Genomic DNA, 20954 nt, shown 5'->3' with positions numbered 1-20954 from the left:
GACCGGTCATATGGGCGTGCGGCTACACTCTTATGTGTTGGAAAAGTATGAGGAGTGACCATGTCTGACAAGCAACACGTCTACCCGGCCGACGAATTCGACAAGCCCGAGCAGGGGCCGGTCGGCCTGCACCGTGGTCCGCGGAGCTTCGGCGCGCGCGCCTTGCCGTATCTGATCGTGATCATCGTGGCGGCCCTGTGCGGCCTTGGCGTGTTCATGTGGCTTTCCGGCACCGATCTGCTGTCCGGAGCCAAGTCCTCCAGCTCCGCGTCGACGACGACAAGCATTGCGAAGTCCGCCGATACGTCGTCGAGCGCCACCTCCGACGATACCGCGTCGCCGAGCGAAACGACCAGTGAAACCGCCAGCGAGACGCCGAGTGAGACCGCGTCTCCGAGTGAAAGCGAGACGGCGAGCGAATCCCCGAGCGAAAGCTCATCGCCCGAGGCCACGGTGAATCGTTCCTCCACGGTCACCGTCTACAACGGCACGAACACCAGTGGGCTGGCATCCAAGCGTGCGGCCACCCTGACCAGCGCCGGCTACACGTCGGTGAGCGCAAGGAATCCCAGCAACCGTAGCACGTTGCCGTCGACGAGCACGGTGTGGTATCGCGACGAATCCGATCTCGCCACCGCGCAGGATGTGGCCGCCCAGCTGGGCATCTCGCAGATCGTGCAGTCGCAGAGCATCGACACGCAGATCGCCGTCGTGCTCATGCGCTGATCCGAAGTAGACGTTCCCCCGACGTTTTCGGGCTCCTCCCATGGCGAAAACATTGACATTGGGAGGTGTGATGGCTAACAAACGTTGTCTCGGTTACTATAGTGTGAATCGTGCAAGAAGAGATGCACGAACCGTCAGACTCAATGATGTTGTTGTGTTTGTCATGCGTGGGACGGTATCACAACTACAAAGGGAAGCTGTTATGGCAACGGGTACGGTCAAGTTCTTCAGCGCAGCCAAAGGGTATGGCTTTATCACTCCCGAAGGGGGCGGTGAAGATGTTTTCGTCCATTGGTCGGCCATCAACGCCCAGGGTTATCGAACCCTGGACGAAGGGGATAAGGTCGAGTTCGAAGCCGAAAGGGGACCGAAGGGCATGCAGGCCACTACGGTGACCAAGCTCTGACGCCCCGTCCTCCGGCTGGCCCCGGCGCGTGTGTGGTTTTGTCGCGCCGGGGCTTTTTCATATCCTCTCCGTATGCTCCGCGCCGTTTCATCCGCTTCTCTTCCCGTAAAAATCTGAGAAAATTCGCTTCCGAACCCTGTGCGAACGCCATGTTTTTCACGCCGCCGGCATATTCGCCACGGGAATAGTTGGCACTCTTCGCCCGAGAGTGCTAATCTCACTTTTAGCACTCGAGGCGTGAGAGTGATAACGGCAGCTGACGGCCATCTGATTCACGCGCTGAGGGTGAATACGTAATACAAGCCATTTGGAGGGATAGCAACCATGGCAAAGATCATCTCCTACGATGAGGAAGCCCGCTCCGGCATGCTCGCCGGCCTCGACAAGCTGGCCAACACCGTGAAGGTCACGCTGGGACCGAAGGGCCGCAACGTCGTGCTCGACAAGACCTACGGCGCTCCGACCATCACCAACGACGGTGTGTCCATCGCCAAGGAAATCGAACTTGATGACCCGTTCGAGCGCATCGGCGCCGAGCTGGTCAAGGAAGTCGCCAAGAAGACCGACGACGTCGCTGGCGACGGCACCACCACCGCCACCGTGCTGGCCCAGTCCGTGGTCCACGAAGGCCTGAAGAACGTGGTCGCCGGCTCCAACCCGATCGCCCTGCGTCGCGGCATCGAGAAGGCCACCGAGGCCATCGTCAAGGAACTGGTCGCCGCCGCCAAGGACGTGGAGACCAAGGATCAGATCGCTGCCACCGCCACGATCTCCGCCGCCGATCCCGAGGTCGGCGAGAAGATCGCCGAGGCCCTGGACAAGGTCGGTCAGGACGGCGTCGTGACCGTCGAGGACAACAACCGCTTCGGTCTGGACCTCGAGTTCACTGAGGGCATGCGCTTCGACAAGGGCTACATCTCCCCGTACTTCGTCACCAACGCCGACGAGCAGTCCGCGGTTCTCGAGAACCCCTACATCCTGCTCACCTCCGGCAAGGTCTCCAGCCAGCAGGACATCATCCACATCGCCGATCTGGTGATGAAGTCCGGCAAGCCGCTGCTGATCATCGCCGAGGACGTCGACGGTGAGGCCCTGCCCACCCTGATCCTCAACAAGATCCGTGGCACCTTCAACTCCTGCGCCGTCAAGGCTCCGGGCTTCGGCGACCGCCGCAAGGCCATGCTGCAGGATATGGCCATCCTGACCGGCGCCCAGGTCGTCTCCGACGATCTCGGCCTCAAGCTCGACTCCATCGACGCCTCCGTGCTCGGCTCCGCCGCCAAGGTCATCGTCTCCAAGGACGAGACCACCATCGTGTCCGGCGCCGGTGACAAGGCCGACGTCGAGGCTCGCGTGGCTCAGATCCGTTCCGAGATCGAGGCCACCGATTCCGATTACGATCGCGAGAAGCTGCAGGAGCGTCTTGCCAAGCTGGCCGGCGGCGTGGCCGTCATCAAGGTCGGCGCCGCCACCGAGGTGGAGGCCAAGGAGCGCAAGCACCGCATTGAGGACGCCGTGCGCAACGCCAAGGCCGCCATCGAGGAAGGCCTGCTGCCCGGCGGTGGCGTGGCCCTGATCCAGGCTGCCAAGAAGGCTGAGGCCGACGTGAAGCTCGAAGGCGACGAGGCCACCGGTGCCGCCATCGTCTTCCGCGCCGTCGAGGCCCCGATCAAGCAGATCGCCGAGAACGCTGGCCTGTCCGGCGACGTGGTGATCGACAAGGTTCGCTCCCTGCCCGAGGGCGAGGGTCTGAACGCCGCCACCAACACCTACGAGGACCTGCTGGCCGCTGGCGTGACCGACCCGGTCAAGGTGACCCGTTCCGCTCTGCAGAACGCCGCCTCCATCGCCGGTCTGTTCCTCACCACCGAAGCCGTGGTGGCCAACAAGCCGGAACCGCCGGCAGCTGCTCCGGCCGCTGGCGCCGACATGGGCTACTGATCCCGCGCAATCGCTGAGATCAGCGTCGTAGACGCATAGCAAAAGGCTCCGATCCAATATGGGTCGGAGCCTTTTGCGTATGGATATGGTGATGATGTGATGGCTGTTTGCCGTGATATCGAACGATGTCGAAATTGTAGGGAATGCGAGCGAGAGACCAATCCGGAAGACGGATCAGCCTGCGAAGAGACGAGACGCCTGGGATTCGGCGTCGGAATAGACCATGGACGCTTGGGAGAGCGCGTTCTGAATGGATTCCAGTGAAAGCTCCATCTGCTGCTGTGCCGCGCGCCACTGCGAGGCGACCGATGCGAACTGGGTGGCGGCGCCGCCACGCCATACGCTCTGCAGCTGGTTGAGATTGGCGTACATGCCGTTCACGGCTTCACGGATCTGAGTGACCGATGCGGAAACCGCGGCGGATGACGACTGGATCTGTTCCGAATCCACTTGATATTGGGGCATAATGTGTCCTTTCGATGCGAGGTGGTGTTATGACACGGTTCGGATGTGACGCCGAACCGTTACAGTGGAGACTATGAGACGCACGCATGTGGAGACAAAGGTTACGGACGATGTGGTCGAATGGCACCCCCTCGGAGATGGGACGAGGGCCGGAAGCGGAATGGCATCGCACGGCGTGATCCGTGTGATCGGAACGGTGCTCGCAACCATTGCCATGGCCGGTTCGCTCATGATGGCCCCGGCGCCCGCGACATGGGCGGACGAGGCCACCGACCAGTCCAGCCAGTCGGCGGATCAGTCCGGCAGCGGATCCGAGGACAACCAGAGCGCGGTGACCGTCACCGACAACATCACCGATACCGAGAATCTGCTCGGCGACAATCTGGGCAAGGTCACCGACGCCATCGACTCCACCAAACAGGAGACCGGAGTGACAGTGAAACTGCTGTACCTGCCCAAGTTCGCCGAAGGCAAGGATCCCGAGGAATGGGCCACGGACGTGCTTAATTCCACCAACCCCGAACCCAACACCGTGCTGCTTGCCGTGGCATCGGAGGACGGCAACCTGGTGGTGGCCATCTCCAAGAACTCCGATAAATGGTTGCAGGACGCCGCCGGTGAGATGTCATCCGCCGCGCTCAAGCCGTTGACCGAGGGAGACACGCCGGACTGGTCGGGATCGGCCATCGCCCTCACCGATCAGATCAAGGCGGCCAAGACCACATCCACGCCGTCGGCCGCCAGCCATATCGGCGTCGGTGTCTTCATCGTGGCGCTGGTCGTGCTGGTCGTCGCCTCGGGCGTGTTCTTCGTCCTGCATAAGAAGGGTCATTCCCGCGCCCGCTCCCGTGCCGAGAAACAGCTGGCACGCAGGCAGCGTCGCAGGTCAAGGCGAACCGACACGGAGAATGCCACGACGGACGATGCGACGAATACGCCGAATGAATCCTCCGAATCCGGCGAGAACGATGATCCTGAGGTTGTCTCAAACAGCGGGAATGATGACGAGACCAACGGGAATGGGAATAAGGACGGCGATTCCTCCGACGACCCCCATAAATCCAACTAATGATTCAGACGACATTCAGGAAACATCCAGAGGGTGAAGGCATGGTGGAAGCATGAGCAAATCCATTGAGGCATCGATTGTCGTTGTAGATGATGAACCGTCCATCCGCGACCTGCTGGTGGCGTCCCTGCATTTCTCCGGTTTCGAAGTGGCCACCGCGGCCTCCGGTTCCGAAGCCATTGAGGTGATCGAAAAGACTGACCCCGATCTGATCGTACTCGATGTGATGCTCCCGGACATCGACGGATTCACCGTGACCCGTCGCATCCGACAGGAGGGCATCGACGCTCCTGTACTCTTCCTCACCGCACGCGACGACACCCAGGACAAGGTCATGGGTCTCACCGTGGGCGGCGACGACTACGTGACCAAGCCGTTCAGCCTCGAGGAGGTCGTGGCCCGCATCCGCGCCATCCTGCGTCGCACGCGCGAACAGGTCGAGGATGACCCGATCATCCGCGTGGCCGATCTTGAAATCAACGAGGACTCGCACGACGTGACCCGTCACGGCCAGGTGGTGGAACTCAGCCCCACCGAATACAAGCTGCTGCGCTACCTCATGGACAACGAGGGACGCGTGCTGTCCAAGGCGCAGATCCTCGACCACGTATGGCAGTACGACTGGGGCGGCGACGCTGCGATCGTGGAATCCTACATCTCCTATCTGCGCAAGAAGGTAGATGGCGTGATGTACACCGACGAGGACGGCACCGAACGCAAGGTGGATCCGCTGATCCAGACCAAGCGCGGCATCGGCTATATGATCCGTTCGCCAAAGTCCGCTCCGGGAGCATGATTCCGTGATCGCTCCAAGCAAGAGGGATGCGACGGCGAACAAAACCCGCCGTGAGAACCCTCTCGTACGTCATCTCGACGCGGTGTCACTGTCTACGAAACTGGTGTCGATTATTCTGGTGCTGCTGCTGGTGTCCGGCGGCGTGATCGCGTTCGCAGTACGACAGCTGGTCAGTGCCTATATCATCGACAAGACCGATAACCAGCTGACCAATCAGGCCGGTCTGGTGATCAACAACATCGATCAGCTCCAGCACGCCGACAACAACAGCACGTTGAACGGCAATCTGTTCTTTGTGCAGTTCCGCGACGCCAACTACAACATCGAAAGCACGCCGCTGATACCGAAGTTGCAGGGCAGTGTGGTATCCGTGCTGAAGCTTCCGTCGTCGGGCAGCCTTGCCGGGATCCAATTCGGGCAGCCATTCACCACCGAAGCCCAGGTGCAGGTCAGTTCGGGGTCCGTGAGCCGGTCCTCGCTGAAGGTGGCCATGTCGCCGTGGCGTGTGGTCGCGTTGCAGTTCACGGTCAAGGACCCGGACAGCGGGGACGTCACCCGCGGCGTGGCGCTGATCGGATTGTCGCTGCACGACATGCAGGACACGCTCGGCATCATCACCAAATACTTCCTTGTCGTCGGCATCGCCACCATCGTGTTTGCTACGGTGATGGCCACCATCGCCGTCGATCGTACGCTGTTGCCGCTCAAACGCATCGAGAAGACGGCGGCCAAGATCGCCAACGGCGACCTGTCGCAGCGTGTGCCGTCCGCGCCGGAGAACACCGAGGTCGGTTCGCTGTCGGCGTCGCTCAATCAGATGCTGGCGCGAATCGAGCAGAGCTTCCGAGAGCAGCGGGAGACCACCGAGAAGATGAAGCGGTTCGTCTCCGACGCCAGCCATGAATTGCGCACGCCGCTGGCCGCGATCCATGGATACGCCGAGCTGTATAAGATGCAGCGCGACTATCCCGGTGCGCTTGAACGCGCCGACGAGTCGATCGATCGCATCGAGAAGTCCAGTACGCGCATGGCGGCGCTGGTTGAGGATCTGCTGTCCTTGGCCCGCATGGACGAGGGACGCGGCATCGATCTCAATCAGAAGGCCAAGCTCAACGGCATCGTGGCGGATTCCGCCGAGGATCTGCATGCGTTGGATCCCGATCGCGCGATTCGTCTCGGCGGTGTGACGGTGACCGGGGCGGATACGCCGCTGGTGGCGGCCGACGGCAAGAAGCTGGAACCTGCCCGTCTGGAGTTCCGGGAGGGCAAGCTCGAGCCGGTCACGATTCAGGGAGATCCCGCACGACTGCGTCAGGTCATCACAAACATTGTGGGCAACATCCACAGGTACACGCCATCGGACTCACCCGTGGAAATGGGGCTGTCCGTGCTTACCGCGTCGTTGCCTCATGTCGATCTTGGCAAGATGCCGTCCACCGACGTCTCGCTCGACCAGTTCATTCAGGCCGTGCAGGTGGCGTCGTCCACCGGCTCCGGGCGCCAGTTCGCCGTCATCCGTGTGGCCGATCATGGTCCGGGCATGACTCCCGAATCACGGCAGATGATCTTCGAACGGTTCTATACTGCCGATCCTTCGCGTGCTCGCGAAAAGGGTGGAACCGGACTGGGTATGGCCATCGCGCAGTCGGCGGTCAAGGCGCATCACGGTCTGATCTGCGCTTCCGAAACGACCGGAGGCGGACTGACGTTCACTGTGATAATCCCTATTCCGGAGGAGGCTCAGAACGCGGAGACCAAAGGCGCTCAGACGGCTTCCGCAACGCAGAATCCCTCTGAGAGCGTACGGCCGACGAAGGCTTAGGATAGAATAATAATTTGGCTTTGTGGCGCAATCGTGCCGCAAAGCCGATGTGTGAAGAGATCGACTGTCGTAATCAGTGAGGTGTATTTGGTATGCCCAGCGGAAAAGTTCGTTGGTTTGACGCGAAAAAAGGCTACGGCTTCATCACCGGTGACGATGGCAAGGACGTGTTCATGCCCGCCACGGCATTGCCCCAGGGCACCACTACGTTGCGCAAGGGTGCCAAGGTGGAGTTCTCGGTGATCGACGGGCGCAAGGGTCCCCAGGCCATGGGCGTGACCGTGACCGCCCCCATGCCGTCCATGGTCAAGGCCAGCCGTCCCAAGCCGGATGACATGGCCGCGATCGTGGAAGATCTGATCAAGCTGCTCGACGCGGCCGGCAACGGTCTGCGTCGCCACCGCTACCCGTCGCAGGCGGATTCCAAGAAACTCGCCACGCTGCTGCGCGCGGTGGCGGATAACTTCGACGTTCAGGACTGATGCCACGTGACCGATAACACGAATGAGGACGTCGTGAACGACGTCGAGACGACCGCAACCGATCCTCGTCTCATGGCCCATGCCGTGGCCTTCGAGGTGGCGGACGACGACTCTCAGGTCGGCGACTTCCTCGGCGTTCAGGAGCTGGAGGACGGCGTATCCGATTTCCGTTTCGCCGCCCACATCCCCGGCTATGAAGGCTGGCAGTGGTCGGTCATGTTGTACCACGATGAGGATCGTGGGCTCTGGACGGTCAGTGAATCGTCGCTGATTCCCGGCGAGGATTCGCTTATGCCCCCGCAGTGGATTCCGTGGAAGGATCGTCTGCTGCCGTCCGATCTGGCGGTGACCGACGCGCTTGGTACCGAGCCCGACGATCCCCGACTTGAGGATGGTTTCAATTCCGAGAAGGAGGAGGCCGATTCCTCGGACGAGACGGCGACCGCATCTTCTGAGTCGTCTTCCGAATCGGACGCGAAGACGGACTCCGAACAGACCGCTGAATCCTCGACGACGGTGGAGGCGCCGACCGAAACGGAAGACAAGGACGAGGAGAAGACCGGGCATGACGAGCCTCTCGAATCGAAGGTCCATGTCGCCAACGAATTCGAGCTGTCTCGCAGGAGGGTACTGACCCCCCTTGGTCGTGCGCAGGCCGCCGAACGCTGGTATTCCGGCCCTCACGGTCCCAAGTCGTTGTCCACCAAGACGGCTGACGGTCTGGCATGCCAGACCTGTGGATTCTTCATCCCGCTGCAGGGCGAGCTGAACCTCATGTTCGGCGTCTGCGCCAACAAGTGGAGCCCGGACGACGGACGTGTGGTGTCCCGAGACCACGGTTGCGGCGAACATTCCGAGATCGAGCCGCCAGAGCCGAGCAGCCTGTGGATCCAGTCCAAGCCCGCCTATGACGACATGCATATCGACATCGTCGAGCAGGCGCCGCGCGAGGAGCGTGGCGATGTCGAGGCCATGGAGGCCGCCGAAGGTGCCGACACCGGCACGTTTGACGATAACGGCCACTATCTGGGCATGCGGAACGGACGTACCATTGTGTTCCTGTCCCAGATGCCCGAACGATCCAAGTAGACGTCAGTAGGCGTCGATATTCGAGAACGAGATCGATGGCGACGTGATCGATCATCGTGGGATGATCGTGAACCATAACGCGGAACGCCCGCGGCGAATGAATTGACGTTCGCCGCGGGCGTTCCGCGTTTCATTGTCAGTGATGTCCGTCTGCCGGAGACTCAATGTCGACAACCGTCAGTGCACTACGGTGACTGTGCATTCGGCCTCGTCCACCACCTGACGGGAGACCGATCCCAGAAAATGCGCGTCCAAACCGGACAGGCCGCGCGAACCCACGACCACGCGGTTCGCATAACGCGACGCGCTAACCAGTCCCTTGCCGGCGGCGATGTGGAATGCGCTGGCCGTCATCGTCACGTTCGGCGGCAACTTCACCTGTCCCGTCACCGAGGCGAGGATCTGTTCGGCGTGCTGCTGCCCGACGGCGATGGACGGAACCGTGGTTTCGTAGCCCTCGATGGCGCCCAGATCCTTCATCTGCCAGCAGAACAGCACGTGCAGAGGCCGACCGTCGACGGACGCCTCATGAATGGCGAAATCCAAGGCTCGCCTTGACGTCTTGGAGCCGTCGATGCCCACCACCACCGGGCGGAGTCCGCTGCCGTCACCGCCGCCACGGTCGAAGCTTTCCGGGCTGAGCGAGCGGGCGATGCTGTCCTGCACGGAAACGGGGGAGTCCTTGTCCTCGTCGCCGCGCACCACCGTCACCGGCACCTTCGCCTCCTCGGCGAGCGAGGATGACGACGACCCTAGGAACCAGCGGGCCACGCGACCAAGATTGCGCCGGCCTACCACGATCTGCTGGGAGTCGGCGCCGATCTGCAGCAGCGCCGCCGAGCCCGACGCCTTCACCGAGGTGAGCTTGAGATTCTTGGGATCAAAGTCGATGCCGTTCGAGGCCTCATCCACCCAGCCGCGCAACGTGCGCGCGATCTCATGACGAACCTTTTTCCACGATTCGTCGTCGTCCGGTTCGGAACCCATATCCCATGAATGCGTCCAGCCAAACACGGCGTTCACCTGCTGGCCGGTCTTACCGGCCTCATTCAACGCCCATCGCAATGCGGCGAACGACTCCGAGGAGCCGTCCACGCCGACGACGATGTCCTTCAGGCCGTCGTTCGTCTCCCTGCCCCCGTTGATGCCATCGTTGGTCATGATGCACCTCCTGATGTACGTCGTTGTAGTCCCCAGCATAGCCGACGGCTACGGGAACATCATGGAACCGCGGCCGGTCCATCTATCTTTTTGCGTTTACAGCGCAATATGTGGGAGCGGGGGAATGTTCGTCACTGCAAATCGGTAAAGTGATACAGAGTTTTATTAGGGAGGACAAAGCATGTTCGAACGGTTCACCGATCGTGCGCGGCGCGTCATTGTGCTTGCCCAGGAGGAGGCACGTGCGCTCCAGCATAACTACATCGGTACGGAACACCTGCTGCTTGGCCTGATTCGCGAGGGCGAGGGCGTGGCCGCCAAGGCTCTGGCTTCCAAGGGAGTCGAACTTGACGCCACCCGCAAGCAGGTGGAGGAGATGATCGGCAAGGGCAATGCCGCTCCGAACGGACACATTCCATTCACTCCGCACGCCAAGCAGGTACTCGAGCTGAGCCTGCGTGAGGCACTGCAGCTGGGTCACAGCTACATCGGTACCGAACACATCCTGCTCGGTCTGATTCGCGAGGGCGAGGGCGTGGGCACCCAGGTGCTCATCAAGATGGATGTGGATCTAGGCGAGCTGCGCACCGCCACCATCGACCTGATCCGCGGCAGCCATGAAGGCTCCGACAGCGACAAGGGCGATCTGGCCAACGCCGGCGGCGTGCAGAACAAGGGCAGCCAGACCGGTTCCGCCATTCTCGACCAGTTCGGTCGCAACCTCACGGCGGAAGCCGCGGCAGGCAAGCTTGATCCGGTCATCGGCCGTACCAAGGAGATCGAGCGCGTGATGGTGGTACTGTCCCGCCGTACCAAGAACAACCCCGTGCTGATCGGCGAGCCCGGCGTCGGCAAGACCGCCGTCGTGGAGGGCCTCGCCCAGAAGATCAACGCCGGCGACGTGCCCGAGACCCTCAAGGGCAAGCAGGTGTATTCGCTCGATCTCGGCTCCATGGTGGCCGGTTCCCGCTACCGCGGCGACTTCGAGGAACGCCTCAAGAAGGTGCTCAAGGAGATCAAGACCCGCGGCGACATTGTGCTGTTCATCGATGAGATCCACACGATCGTCGGCGCTGGTTCTGCCGACGGTGCATTGGGCGCATCCGACATGCTCAAGCCCATGCTGGCCCGTGGCGAGCTTCAGACCATCGGCGCCACCACCACCGAGGAGTACCGCAAGTACATCGAGAAGGATGCGGCCCTCGAACGTCGTTTCCAGCCCATTCAGGTGCCCGAACCGACGATCGCCGAGACCATCGAGATCCTCAAGGGTCTGCGTGAGCGTTACGAGAACCATCATCACGTGACCATCACCGACGGTGCTTTGCAGTCCGCGGCCGAGCTGTCCGCCCGGTACATCCAGGACCGCAACCTGCCGGACAAGGCCATCGATCTGATCGATGAGGCTGGCGCCCGTCTGCGCATCAAGCGTCTCACCGCTCCGCCGGAGCTCAAGGAGATCGACGCCAAGATCGCCAAGGTGAGCGCGGACAAGGATCAGGCCATCAAGGACCAGGACTTCGAGAAGGCCGCCGAACTGCGCGACCGTCAGGAGAAGCTGGAATCCGAACGCAAGGAGAAGGAGCAGTCCTGGCGCGAAGGCGAGTCCGACGTGTCCATGACCGTGGATGAGGACGTCATCGCCCAGGTGATCTCCGCCACCACCGGCATCCCCGTGTTCAAGCTCACCCAGGCCGAGTCCAAGAAGCTGCTCAACATGGAGAAGGAGCTGCACAAGCGCATCATCGGCCAGGACGACGCGGTCACCGCGCTGTCCCGTTCGATCCGCCGCGCTCGTGTGGGCCTCAAGGATCCGAAGCGTCCCGCTGGCTCGTTCATCTTCGCCGGCCCCACCGGCGTGGGCAAGACCGAGCTGGCCAAGACGCTCGCCGAGTTCCTGTTCGACGATGAGGACGCGCTGATCCGCGTGGATATGTCGGAGTTCTCCGAGAAGTACGCGGCCTCGCGTCTGTTCGGTGCGCCTCCGGGATATGTCGGCTACGAGGAGGGCGGCGAGCTCACCGAGAAGGTGCGTCGCAAGCCGTTCTCCGTGGTGCTGTTCGACGAGATCGAAAAGGCCCACCCGGACATCTTCAACACGCTGCTGCAGGTGCTGGATGACGGTCATCTGACCGACGGTCAGGGCCGCAAGGTGGACTTCAAGAACACCATCATCATCCTCACCACCAACCTCGGTACCCGCGACATCGCCAAGGCCGCCAACACCGGCTTCAACGTGGGCGGCAACACCGAGACGAGCTACCAGCGCATGAAGGACCAGGTCAGCTCGGAACTCAAGCAGCAGTTCCGCCCCGAGTTCCTGAACCGTCTGGACGACATCATCGTGTTCCGTCAGCTCACCGAGCCGCAGGTGCGTCAGATCGTGGATCTCGACGTCAAGCGCCTCAACGATCGTCTGTTCGAGCGCCACATGTCGATCGAACTGACCGACAAGGCCAAGGATCTGCTTGCGGAGAAGGGCTTCGACCCGCTGCTGGGCGCCCGCCCGCTGCGCCGCGTGATCCAGCGCGACATCGAGGACGCCATCTCCGAGAAGATTCTGCTCGGCGAGCTTGGCGACAACGAGGCCGTGGCCGTTGACGCGCAGGGCGAAGGCATTCTGGGCGAGTTCACGTTCGTGGGCAAGCCGATCCTGGATGCCGAGCCGGCGAAGGACGCGGAAGACAAGCCTGCGGATGCCGCCGAACCGGTGGCCGTCGCCGAAGGTGAGTCCGGAACGGACAAGGCCGAGTAATCACCGAAGGTCATACCCGTAGAGGGGTTGGAAGTCAGAACAATATCTGGCTTCCAACCCCTTTTTCGTTATCTGAGTGGAAAGCGTGCCGGGGGCGTGTGGATTTGGTAGTCCAAACGAGACGTTGTGATCGTTCACAAGATGATTGACGTGTCGTGTTTGGACTACGAAAACGGTTTCGTAGTCCAACCGTAGAAATTGGATCAGCTGATGAAGGCCAGTGCGATCAGCGCGGCAAGATAGACGATGACCATGCCGGCGAACGCGATGTCACGGCCGCCGATATGCATCATACGGTAGTGGGTGCGGTGCGATCCGCCCTCATAGGAGCGGGCGTCGAGCGCAAGTCCAAGATTGTCGGCGTGACGTAGCGCCCCTGCGAACACCGGAACGATGATCGCCGTCAACGCTCGCAGCCGCTGCATGGGGGTGCCGGATTCAATGCTGCCGCCGCGCGCCGACTGCGCATCGATCACATCCTGCGTCTCCTGGGTAAGCGTGGGAATGAACCGCAACGCCAGACTCATCGTCAGCGCGATCTCGCTGGTATGCACGCCGAGACGTGACAGCGGCGACAACAGCGAACCGAAGGCATCGGTCAGCCGCACCGGCGTGGTGGTGCCCAGCATAATCGCTCCGAGAACCACCACCAGCGCGAGACGTCCAGCGTAGACCAACGCCGTCCACAAACCGTCATCGGTGATCGGAATCGAACCGATACGGACGAGCGGAGTTCCCGTACGGACAAAGAACACGTTGAGTGCGCTCATGATGACGAACAAGGCAAGCAGCACCCGCACCGAATGCAGCACCGATATCGGTCCCAGTCGGGATGCGGCCAGAATCACCGCCACCATCGCCGCGGCCAGTGCGAGTTGAACCGGCGTACCGATGGCGAACGCGGTGAACATCATGATCAGGAACAGCACCATCTTCATCCTCGGGTCGAGCGCGGTGATGAACGAGGGACGCGGTTGCTTGGATTCGACAGGCCTGTGGTCGTCGGAATCCTCACGATCATGGTTCGCGCCGACACTGTGATCTCCAAGTGTGATCACGCGATCGGCAAGGTCGGCTTCGGAACGGTCATGCGTGACGATGATCACGGTTACGCCCTGCGTTTTGAGATCGGCGATCAGATCATGGATGTGTTGTGTGGCCGTGGCGTCAAGACTGCTGGTCGGCTCATCCATGACGAGGATCTTCGGCCGGCACGCCAGAATGCCGGCGATGGCGACCATGCGCTGCTGCCCGCCGGACAGGCTGAACGGGGACCGTTCGGCGAGATGTGAAAGGCCAAGGGACTTCAGCGTCTGGGAGACGCGCTCGTCGAGTTCGGATCCGTCGAGTCCGAGATTGCGCGGACCGTAGGCCACGTCCTCGGCCACGGTTTCGGCGAACAGCTGCCGTTCCGGATGCTGCATGACATAGCCGATGCCGGCACGCAGCCGCTTGCGGTCCCTGCGACGTAACGGCTTGGACCGCCGTCCGGTATCGCGGGCGACGGGAATGCCGGCCACGGTGATGTCTCCGCGATCCGGGGTCTCCAGTGCGCACAGCAGTCGGGTGAGTGTGGATTTTCCGCAGCCGTTGTGCCCCATGATCGCCACGGTTTCGCCGGGGTTGATGGTGAGGCTGACGTCGGCGAGGATGGGGGTGTTTTTGGCGTAGGAGAAGGAGACGTGGGAGAGCGTGATGATGGGGGAGGGGGCGCTCACGGTATGGAGCGTGGATGAGGATTGTGTTGTGGCTCCCCTCTGGGAGGGAAGCTGGCCGCCGTATGGCGGATTGAGGGGAACCGCGTCTGAGGCGCCGTCGCTGACGATATGCCCGCGGTCCATGCGGATGATGCGATCGGCTAGCGCGGCCTCGTCCTCGGCGTGGGTGATGTGCACTATCGTCACGCCCCGCCTGTGCAGTTCGTCGAGTACGTGCATGATCTCCGCACGCCCCGATTCGTCCAGCATGGCGGTCGGCTCGTCAAGCACCAGCATCCGTGGCTGCATGGCAAGCATGCCTGCGATGGCTACGCGCTGCTGCTGACCGCCCGACATGCGGGTCGGATCGGACGTCCCGAATCCGGTCATGCCCACCCGATGCAGCGCAGTGGCGATGCGATCGCCGATATGCTCCCGCGGCACGCCGAGATTCTCCGGTCCGAAGGCCACGTCGTCCTCGGTCACGGTGGTGACGATCTGGTCCTCCGGGTTCTGAAACACCGCGCCGATTCCATGTCGGGCCGCGCGATAGGCGTTCGCGTCAGCCGCACCGTCGTGGAACACCTGCTGTTCGAGCAGCGTCACTGTGCCGGAATCCGGCGCCGCCAGTCCTGCGATGATGCGCCCCAATGTGGACTTGCCGGATCCGTTGGCGCCGACGACCGACACACGCTCGCCGGCGCCAATCGTCAAATCCACGCCGTCCAACGCCCAGGTGCCGCCATCGTCATAGCTGAATCGCACGTCATGCAGCATGGCAACGGGTGATGTCACGGGATCTGACCTTTCACGAGGACTGGAAAAGCAAAGAACGGTGTGCATATCGATTGTTTCACGATACGCACACCGTGGTTGACGAAGTGAGATAGACCTTAGCGGGTCCTGTTCAGCAGATCGGAGATCGGCTTGTAGATCAGGAACGTCACCACGCCGTGGATGGCGAACTTGAGCAGGTTGAACGGCAGCAGGATCGGCACGATCATGGCCGCCACCTGCGCGACCGTCATATGCGCGTAGATCGGCGTGATCAGCAGATTGCCGACGATCGCGATGGCCAGCGCCACCACGGCGCCCACCAAGATTCCGGCGGTGGCACCCTTGCGGGTCCTCCAGCGCTTGTAGATCAGCGAGGCTGGCACGCTCAGCGCCAGAGCCACGGCGATCGCCATGATCGAACCCCACGGATCGCCGAACATGTGCGGCACGAAGCCCAGCACGCTGACGATCACGGCCGCGGACGGGCCGAACGCGAAACCGGCGATCAGGCACACGATGCCCGACGGATCATACTTGAGATACGGCGCCGCGGGGAAGATCGGCAGCTCGACGAAACTGGTGACCATGGCCAGCGCCACGAACAGCGCGTAGACGGCGATGCGCCTGGTGGACCAACGGCCGGAATCGGCCACGCCGGTGGAATGGGTGTTGGTATGCGAAGATACGCTCATGTGAGCACCTCGTTTCTCTCATCCGGACTGTACCGTTGGCTCCGGAATCGCACCGGATCGGCCGCCTCTCGCGGTTCGCGGGCTTCGGCATGGATCGTTATGAGACCGATCGTGCCGTCACCGCCAGTGGGGAATCGCACCCCGCCCTGAAACTTTTGCGTTCCCGACTGTAGCACAGGCAATGACGCACGATGTGCCGCGCGGCCGGTTTTCGATATCGGATGAATCTGGAACGCGATATCACCTCGATTTTTCGTGTGGCAGTGTCACAATGGACACTATGACTGCGCAGAAGACCGAGAAAGCAACGGCTAAGAAAGCAACGAAGAAGACGGCCGAGAAGAAGGTGACGGACAAGCTCGCCATCGTGGTGGTGACCTACAAGCGTCAGGAGCTCCTCAAGACGCTGTTCGCGTCGTTCCTCGCCTCGACCATCGCCCCGTGGCGCATCGTGATCGTCGACAACGAACACTCCGACAAAACGCGCGCCATGGTCGAGGAATTCTCCGACAAGGTCACCGCACAGTGGGGCAAGACGATCGCCGACACCGATGGCAACCTCAACCGCGTGGTGTACGCGCCGCAGAGCGACAACCTCGGCGGCTCCGGCGGATTCTCGGCCGGTGTGAAAAAGGCGTACGAGCTTGGCGCGGAATGGTTCTGGGTGATGGACGACGACGTGGCCATCGAGCCCGACGGCCTGGCCAAGCTCGCCAAGTGGATGCCCACCCATGACGTGATCCAGGGCAGCCGCTACGACTACGACGGCGGTCCGTTCTACTGGCAGTACCACTTCATCGTGCCGCTGGGCATCCCCAATCCGATCGCGCCCGCCGCGTTCGGCCCGGCCGGCTACCGTGTGATGAACACCATGTGCTTCGAGGGCGGTCTGTTCCGTCGCAACATCGTGGAGCAGATCGGCTTCCCCGATCCCCGCTTCTTCATCTACTGGGACGACACGATCTACGGATATCTGGCCAGCAAGGTCACCAATCCGATCATCGTGCCCGACCGTGTGATGCGCCGCACCCGCGAGATCGGCAACTGGGACATCGGCGGCCTGCGCCAGCTCAACTCCACCTCCGACATGAACCGCTACCACATTCTGCGCAACCGCGGTTACATGGCCCGCTACTCCATGGCGCACGGCGACTACCGCGGATTCCTGTTCGGTCTGGGCACCATCGCCACCATCGCCAAGGAGATCATCCGACTGGTGGCCGTGGACCGCGGACACATCGGCAGCGGCCTGAAGCAGATCTTCCGCGGCTGGTGGGATTCGCACAAGCTGCTGCACGATCCCGACTGGCAGCCCATGCCGCCGCTGAAGCCGGCGCCGACCAAGTAGCCGGAAGCAAGACGGACCGAGAACGGCATGCATTTTTCCCATCGTGTTGACGTGTCACGCCCCAACGCCATCAGCCTGGCCGAGCTCCAGGCACGGCGCGACGGCGTGACCCTGACCAAGCTCAACGACTCCAACCCCACACGACACGGACTGGCGCCGGCCGGCGTTCCCGGCGTGTACGAGGCGAATCCACGCGGACAGTCTGCCGCTCGGCGGGCGCTCGCCGAGTTTCTGTCGTCGGGCGGTGTGGATGGCGACGCCGACGCTCCGTCCGCGATCGACGCAGATGGCGTGGATCCCGACCATCTATATCTGTTGAGCTCCACGTCCGAGGCGTATTCGTGGCTGATGAAGCTGCTGTGCGACCCCGGCGACGCGGTGCTCGCACCCAAGCCCGGCTATCCGCTGATCGAATCGATCGCCCGGCTGGAGAACGTGGAGGCCGTCGAATACTCGCAGATCTACGACGGCTCGTGGATGATCGACATCGCCGAGATCGAGGGGCTGCTCGACGAGTCCGAGGCCGATGCCACGGCCCCGAACATTCGCGCACTGGTGCTGATCAATCCGAACAACCCCACCGGGTCCTATGTGAAGCCGGACGAACGGCGTCGACTGGTGGAGCTGTGCGCGCGGCGTGACGTGGCGATCATCGCCGACGAGGTGTTCTACGACTACGCGCTCGAACCGTTCGACGGCAATGCGCGTCTGGCGGGGGAGCGGGGCGTGCTCACCTTTGCGCTCGACGGGTTCTCGAAGATGCTCGCCGCTCCGCACGCCAAGGTCGGTTGGATCCGGGTGTCCGGACCGGACGCCGACGTGGCCGAGGCCATGGCCCGGCTTGATGTGATCGCCGACGACTTCCTGCCCATGAGCGACATCATCGCCGATCGCGTGCCGGAACTGCTTGGCGATGCGGTCTCGCAGACGAATCGTGTGCGTGCGCGCACCCGTGCGAATCTGGCGACTCTGCACGCCATGCTCGAGACGGACGATCTCGGTGTGGTCAGCGTGCTCAGGGCCGAAGGCGGGTGGAACGTGCTGCTGCGTTTCCCCTCGTCCGTAGACGAGAGCGAACTGGTGCTGTCGCTGATCCGCGATCAGCATGCCACCGCCCAGCCGGGATTCTTCTTCGACATGACGGTCAACGGGTATCTCGCCGTCTCGCTGCTGCCCGAACCGCAGGTGTTCGAGGCGGGTATCCGTGCCGTTCTCTCCGCCGTGAGGCAGATGGTTCTCGGCTGACGGCTGCCCGATCCTTCGGATTCCCATGCGTCCGGCATTCCCCGATATTGGAATGCCGGACGTTTTTTGTTACCCGTCTTCAATGGATGATCCCGGCGTGTCGCATGGTCCCGCGGTATCGTAAACTATATATCGAAGATAATTATCATATATAAATAAATATCGATTGTGACACACGTCAACGTTTCGACAACGAGATCCCAGCATGCTTCGGGATATGGTGGAGGTCATGGATATCAACCTGCTCGACAGGATTCTGCAAGCCATGCGTACCGCCGCCTCGGTGCCGACGCTGGTCCCCGAACTGCCCAAGGGCGTTCGCCCGATCCACCTGCGTGTGCTCGATGCCCTCAGTCGCACGCGTGGTGACAACGGATGCTCCAGGGTGTCCGACATCGCCGCCGCGCTCGGCATGCGCATGCCCAACGTCACTCGCATCATTCGCGAGATGACGGATCTTGGCATGCTCGAAAAGACGTCCGATCCCACTGACGGCCGTGTGGTGCTTATCCGTACCACCGATCTCGGCGAGGAATACGTCGACCGCTACATCGTCGGCGTACGGCAGCGCATCGAACACGAGCTTATGGCGGAAGTCAGCATGGACGACATCGAATCCATGATCGTCACGATCGACGCAATCAGAACCGCGGTCGACAAGGCCTGCGGTCGGGGGGAATCCACTGCGGCATAGCCGCGTTCCGGCGCCATGGCCGTGCAATTCACGCATTCATCGTCGGGGCGTGCGCTTTGCCGTGTCCGGATTCGACCCGAACGGTTACTGTACGCACATTGGAAGGTTGAGACGAGAATGGCCGAAACACGGCATCCGGAAACACGGCACGATGAAACGATGAAGGCCCGCGTGGATGTGAAGCACCCCACGCTGGTAATGCTTGGACTGTATCTGGGCGCGTTCCTGGGCATGCTCAGCGAAACGGCGATGAACATCGCGCTGCCCAGTCTGATGGAGACGTTCGGCGTGACCGCCGGCACCGCGCAGTGGCTGGTCGTCGGCTACATGCTGGTGATCGGCGTGGTGCTGCCGTTCGTGGGACTGCTGCTCAAGTGGTTCCGCGCCAGAAACCTGCTGATCGTGGCGCTGGCCGCGTTCCTGATCGGTTCGCTGATCTCCGGTCTGGCGCCCACGTTCCCCGTGCTGCTTGCCGGCCGTATGGTCCAGGGCATCTCCACCGGCCTGGTGCTGCCCATGATGTTCTCCGTGCTGCTTGAGGTGTTCCCGAAGAACAAGATCGGAGCTGCCATGGGCACCACCACGCTGATCATCATGTTCGCCCCGGCCGTGGGCCCCACCCTGTCCGGATTCTTCATCGGCATGTTCAGCTGGCGCTGGATCTTCTACTTCTTCGCCGTGGTGGCGGCCGTTGCGCTGGTGTGCGCGCTCGTGTTCATGGTCAATCCGTATGAGCTCACCCGTCCGCGCATCGACGTGTTCAGCTGCCTGACCTCGGTGGTCGGCTTCGGTGGTCTGGTGCTCGGCGTGAGCCTGATCAGCGAGTTCGGCATGTCGCCCGCGGTGATCGCCATCCTGATCGTCGGCGTGATCGCCGTGGCACTGTACAGCCGTCGTCAGCTGCGTATGGACGTGCCGGTCATCGATCTGCGCGCGTTCGCCATCCCGCAGTTCACCACCGGCGCGATCGTGGTGATGATGAACTTCGGCATCACGCTGTGCGCCATGTACCTCATGCCGCAGGAGATCCAGAACGGCATGGGCGTGCCCGCGGCCATGGCCGGACTCGTGATGCTGCCCGGCGGCGTGATCAACGCCGTGGTCTCACTGCTCTCCGGCCGCCTGTTCGACGCGATCGGCCCGAAGATCTTGGTCCGTTCCGGTCTGGTCGTGTCGGTGATTGGTCTGGCGCTGCTCATGCTCGCCGGTACCACGAGCTCCGTCGGCTACATCATCGCCGCACACGTGGTGCTCATGATCGGCGTACCGCTGACGATGAGCCCGGCGCAGTCCACTGCCCTGGCGGCCCTGCCTCCGCAGCTCGCCACCGACGGCAGCACCATCCTCAACACGCTGCAGCAGGTGTGGGGCGCCATCGCCACCGCGGTGGCCACCGTGCTGCTCGGCGCCGGCCAGTCTCGCGCCATCGCCGCCGGCGCCGACTCCGCCCAGGCGTTCGTCACCGGTTCGCGGTTCGGCTTCGCCTTCGCTGTGGTGCTTGTCTGCGTTGGTCTGATCGCGTCCCTGCGTATCAGGTCGCTGAGTGCCATGACCCGCGCCGAGCAGGTGCCCGACGTGGAGGTCAAGGACCTCGGGTCCAAGGCCGTCAAGGTGCGCAAGGCGGCCAAGGCCTGACCGATATCGGTCGCGAATCACGGGAGCGGGTGCGTCTGTTCTTGGGGAAGGTGTGTTGTACCGCCTTTCCGTCATGGACGGATGCGCCCGCTCCCGTTTTGCGTCGGCGTGGCCGTTGCGAAAACGGAGCCGCGGCGAAGCGGACGCATGGTCA

General features: G+C 62.3%; 17 protein-coding genes and 1 riboswitch. Of the genes, 13 read left to right on the top strand and 4 right to left on the bottom strand.

The window, feature by feature from the left end; all coding sequences use genetic code 11:
* Positions 1–60 precede the first annotated feature (60 nt).
* From Tam10B_RS00960 to groL, 3 genes are all read left to right on the top strand, one after another.
* Complete coding sequence (locus Tam10B_RS00960; protein ID WP_093959415.1) at positions 61–726, top strand: LytR C-terminal domain-containing protein; 666 nt, start codon at positions 61–63, stop codon at positions 724–726.
* A gap of 202 nt (positions 727–928) precedes the next feature.
* The gene (locus Tam10B_RS00955) at positions 929–1132 is read left to right on the top strand and encodes a cold-shock protein (protein ID WP_093959414.1); all 204 of its coding nucleotides are present in this window, start codon (positions 929–931) and stop codon (positions 1130–1132) included.
* Positions 1133–1456: 324 nt separating this feature from the next.
* A complete protein-coding gene (groL, locus tag Tam10B_RS00950) occupies positions 1457–3073 on the top strand; it encodes a chaperonin GroEL (protein WP_093959413.1) in 1617 nt (538 codons plus the stop codon).
* Between the two features lie 174 nt (positions 3074–3247).
* Here the strand turns inward: groL and Tam10B_RS00945 are convergent, their stop codons facing one another.
* Positions 3248–3538 carry a WXG100 family type VII secretion target gene (locus tag Tam10B_RS00945; RefSeq protein ID WP_093959412.1) on the bottom strand — a complete coding sequence of 97 codons (291 nt, stop codon included), beginning with the start codon at positions 3536–3538 and terminating at the stop codon, positions 3248–3250.
* Between the two features lie 160 nt (positions 3539–3698).
* On the opposite strand from Tam10B_RS00945, the gene Tam10B_RS00940 reads away from it, so the two are divergent.
* The 5 genes from Tam10B_RS00940 (at position 3699) to Tam10B_RS00920 (ending at position 8796) form a co-directional block, all read left to right on the top strand.
* Entirely contained in the window at positions 3699–4607 is a 909-nt protein-coding gene (locus tag Tam10B_RS00940; protein ID WP_233133518.1) for a TPM domain-containing protein, read from the top strand.
* 52 nt (positions 4608–4659) lie between these two features.
* Complete coding sequence (locus Tam10B_RS00935) at positions 4660–5403, top strand: response regulator transcription factor (RefSeq protein ID WP_093959411.1); 744 nt, start codon at positions 4660–4662, stop codon at positions 5401–5403.
* Between the two features lie 103 nt (positions 5404–5506).
* Positions 5507–7225, top strand: coding sequence for a sensor histidine kinase (locus Tam10B_RS00930; RefSeq protein ID WP_233133517.1), 1719 nt, complete (start codon positions 5507–5509; stop codon positions 7223–7225).
* A 92-nt stretch (positions 7226–7317) separates the two neighbouring features.
* Positions 7318–7707 carry a cold-shock protein gene (locus Tam10B_RS00925; protein WP_093959410.1) on the top strand — a complete coding sequence of 130 codons (390 nt, stop codon included), beginning with the start codon at positions 7318–7320 and terminating at the stop codon, positions 7705–7707.
* Positions 7708–7713: 6 nt separating this feature from the next.
* The gene (locus Tam10B_RS00920; RefSeq protein ID WP_233133516.1) at positions 7714–8796 is read left to right on the top strand and encodes a DUF3027 domain-containing protein; all 1083 of its coding nucleotides are present in this window, start codon (positions 7714–7716) and stop codon (positions 8794–8796) included.
* Positions 8797–8973: 177 nt separating this feature from the next.
* On the opposite strand, the gene Tam10B_RS00915 is transcribed toward Tam10B_RS00920, so the two are convergent.
* Positions 8974–9957 carry a universal stress protein gene (locus Tam10B_RS00915; protein ID WP_093959409.1) on the bottom strand — a complete coding sequence of 328 codons (984 nt, stop codon included), beginning with the start codon at positions 9955–9957 and terminating at the stop codon, positions 8974–8976.
* 181 nt (positions 9958–10138) lie between these two features.
* Between Tam10B_RS00915 and Tam10B_RS00910 the strand changes: the two genes are divergently transcribed.
* A complete protein-coding gene (locus Tam10B_RS00910) occupies positions 10139–12712 on the top strand; it encodes an ATP-dependent Clp protease ATP-binding subunit (protein ID WP_093959408.1) in 2574 nt (857 codons plus the stop codon).
* 203 nt (positions 12713–12915) lie between these two features.
* On the opposite strand, the gene Tam10B_RS00905 is transcribed toward Tam10B_RS00910, so the two are convergent.
* Both Tam10B_RS00905 and Tam10B_RS00900 read right to left on the bottom strand, forming a co-directional pair.
* Positions 12916–15252, bottom strand: coding sequence for an energy-coupling factor transporter ATPase (locus Tam10B_RS00905; RefSeq protein WP_093959407.1), 2337 nt, complete (start codon positions 15250–15252; stop codon positions 12916–12918).
* 50 nt (positions 15253–15302) lie between these two features.
* The gene (locus Tam10B_RS00900) at positions 15303–15878 is read right to left on the bottom strand and encodes an ECF transporter S component (protein ID WP_093959406.1); all 576 of its coding nucleotides are present in this window, start codon (positions 15876–15878) and stop codon (positions 15303–15305) included.
* Between the two features lie 6 nt (positions 15879–15884).
* A riboswitch (FMN riboswitch) is annotated at positions 15885–16036 on the bottom strand.
* 122 nt (positions 16037–16158) lie between these two features.
* Between Tam10B_RS00900 and Tam10B_RS00895 the strand changes: the two genes are divergently transcribed.
* The 4 genes from Tam10B_RS00895 to Tam10B_RS00880 all read left to right on the top strand — a co-directional run bounded on the left by Tam10B_RS00895 (position 16159) and on the right by Tam10B_RS00880 (position 20800).
* Positions 16159–17226, top strand: a complete 1068-nt coding sequence (locus tag Tam10B_RS00895; RefSeq protein WP_408606615.1) for a glycosyltransferase family 2 protein — start codon at positions 16159–16161, stop codon at positions 17224–17226.
* 27 nt (positions 17227–17253) lie between these two features.
* The gene (locus Tam10B_RS00890; RefSeq protein WP_093959404.1) at positions 17254–18471 is read left to right on the top strand and encodes a pyridoxal phosphate-dependent aminotransferase; all 1218 of its coding nucleotides are present in this window, start codon (positions 17254–17256) and stop codon (positions 18469–18471) included.
* A gap of 205 nt (positions 18472–18676) precedes the next feature.
* Positions 18677–19165: a MarR family winged helix-turn-helix transcriptional regulator gene (locus tag Tam10B_RS00885; protein ID WP_093959403.1), complete on the top strand. Its 489-nt coding sequence runs from the start codon at positions 18677–18679 to the stop codon at positions 19163–19165.
* Between the two features lie 117 nt (positions 19166–19282).
* Positions 19283–20800, top strand: coding sequence for an MDR family MFS transporter (locus tag Tam10B_RS00880; RefSeq protein ID WP_233133515.1), 1518 nt, complete (start codon positions 19283–19285; stop codon positions 20798–20800).
* Positions 20801–20954: the final 154 nt, after the last annotated feature.

Source organism: Bifidobacterium vansinderenii (assembly GCF_002234915.1).
Lineage (GTDB): Bacteria > Actinomycetota > Actinomycetes > Actinomycetales > Bifidobacteriaceae > Galliscardovia > Galliscardovia vansinderenii.
The sequence above is the reverse complement of the archived record's forward strand: the minus strand, read 5'-3'. Positions and strand labels throughout refer to the sequence as shown.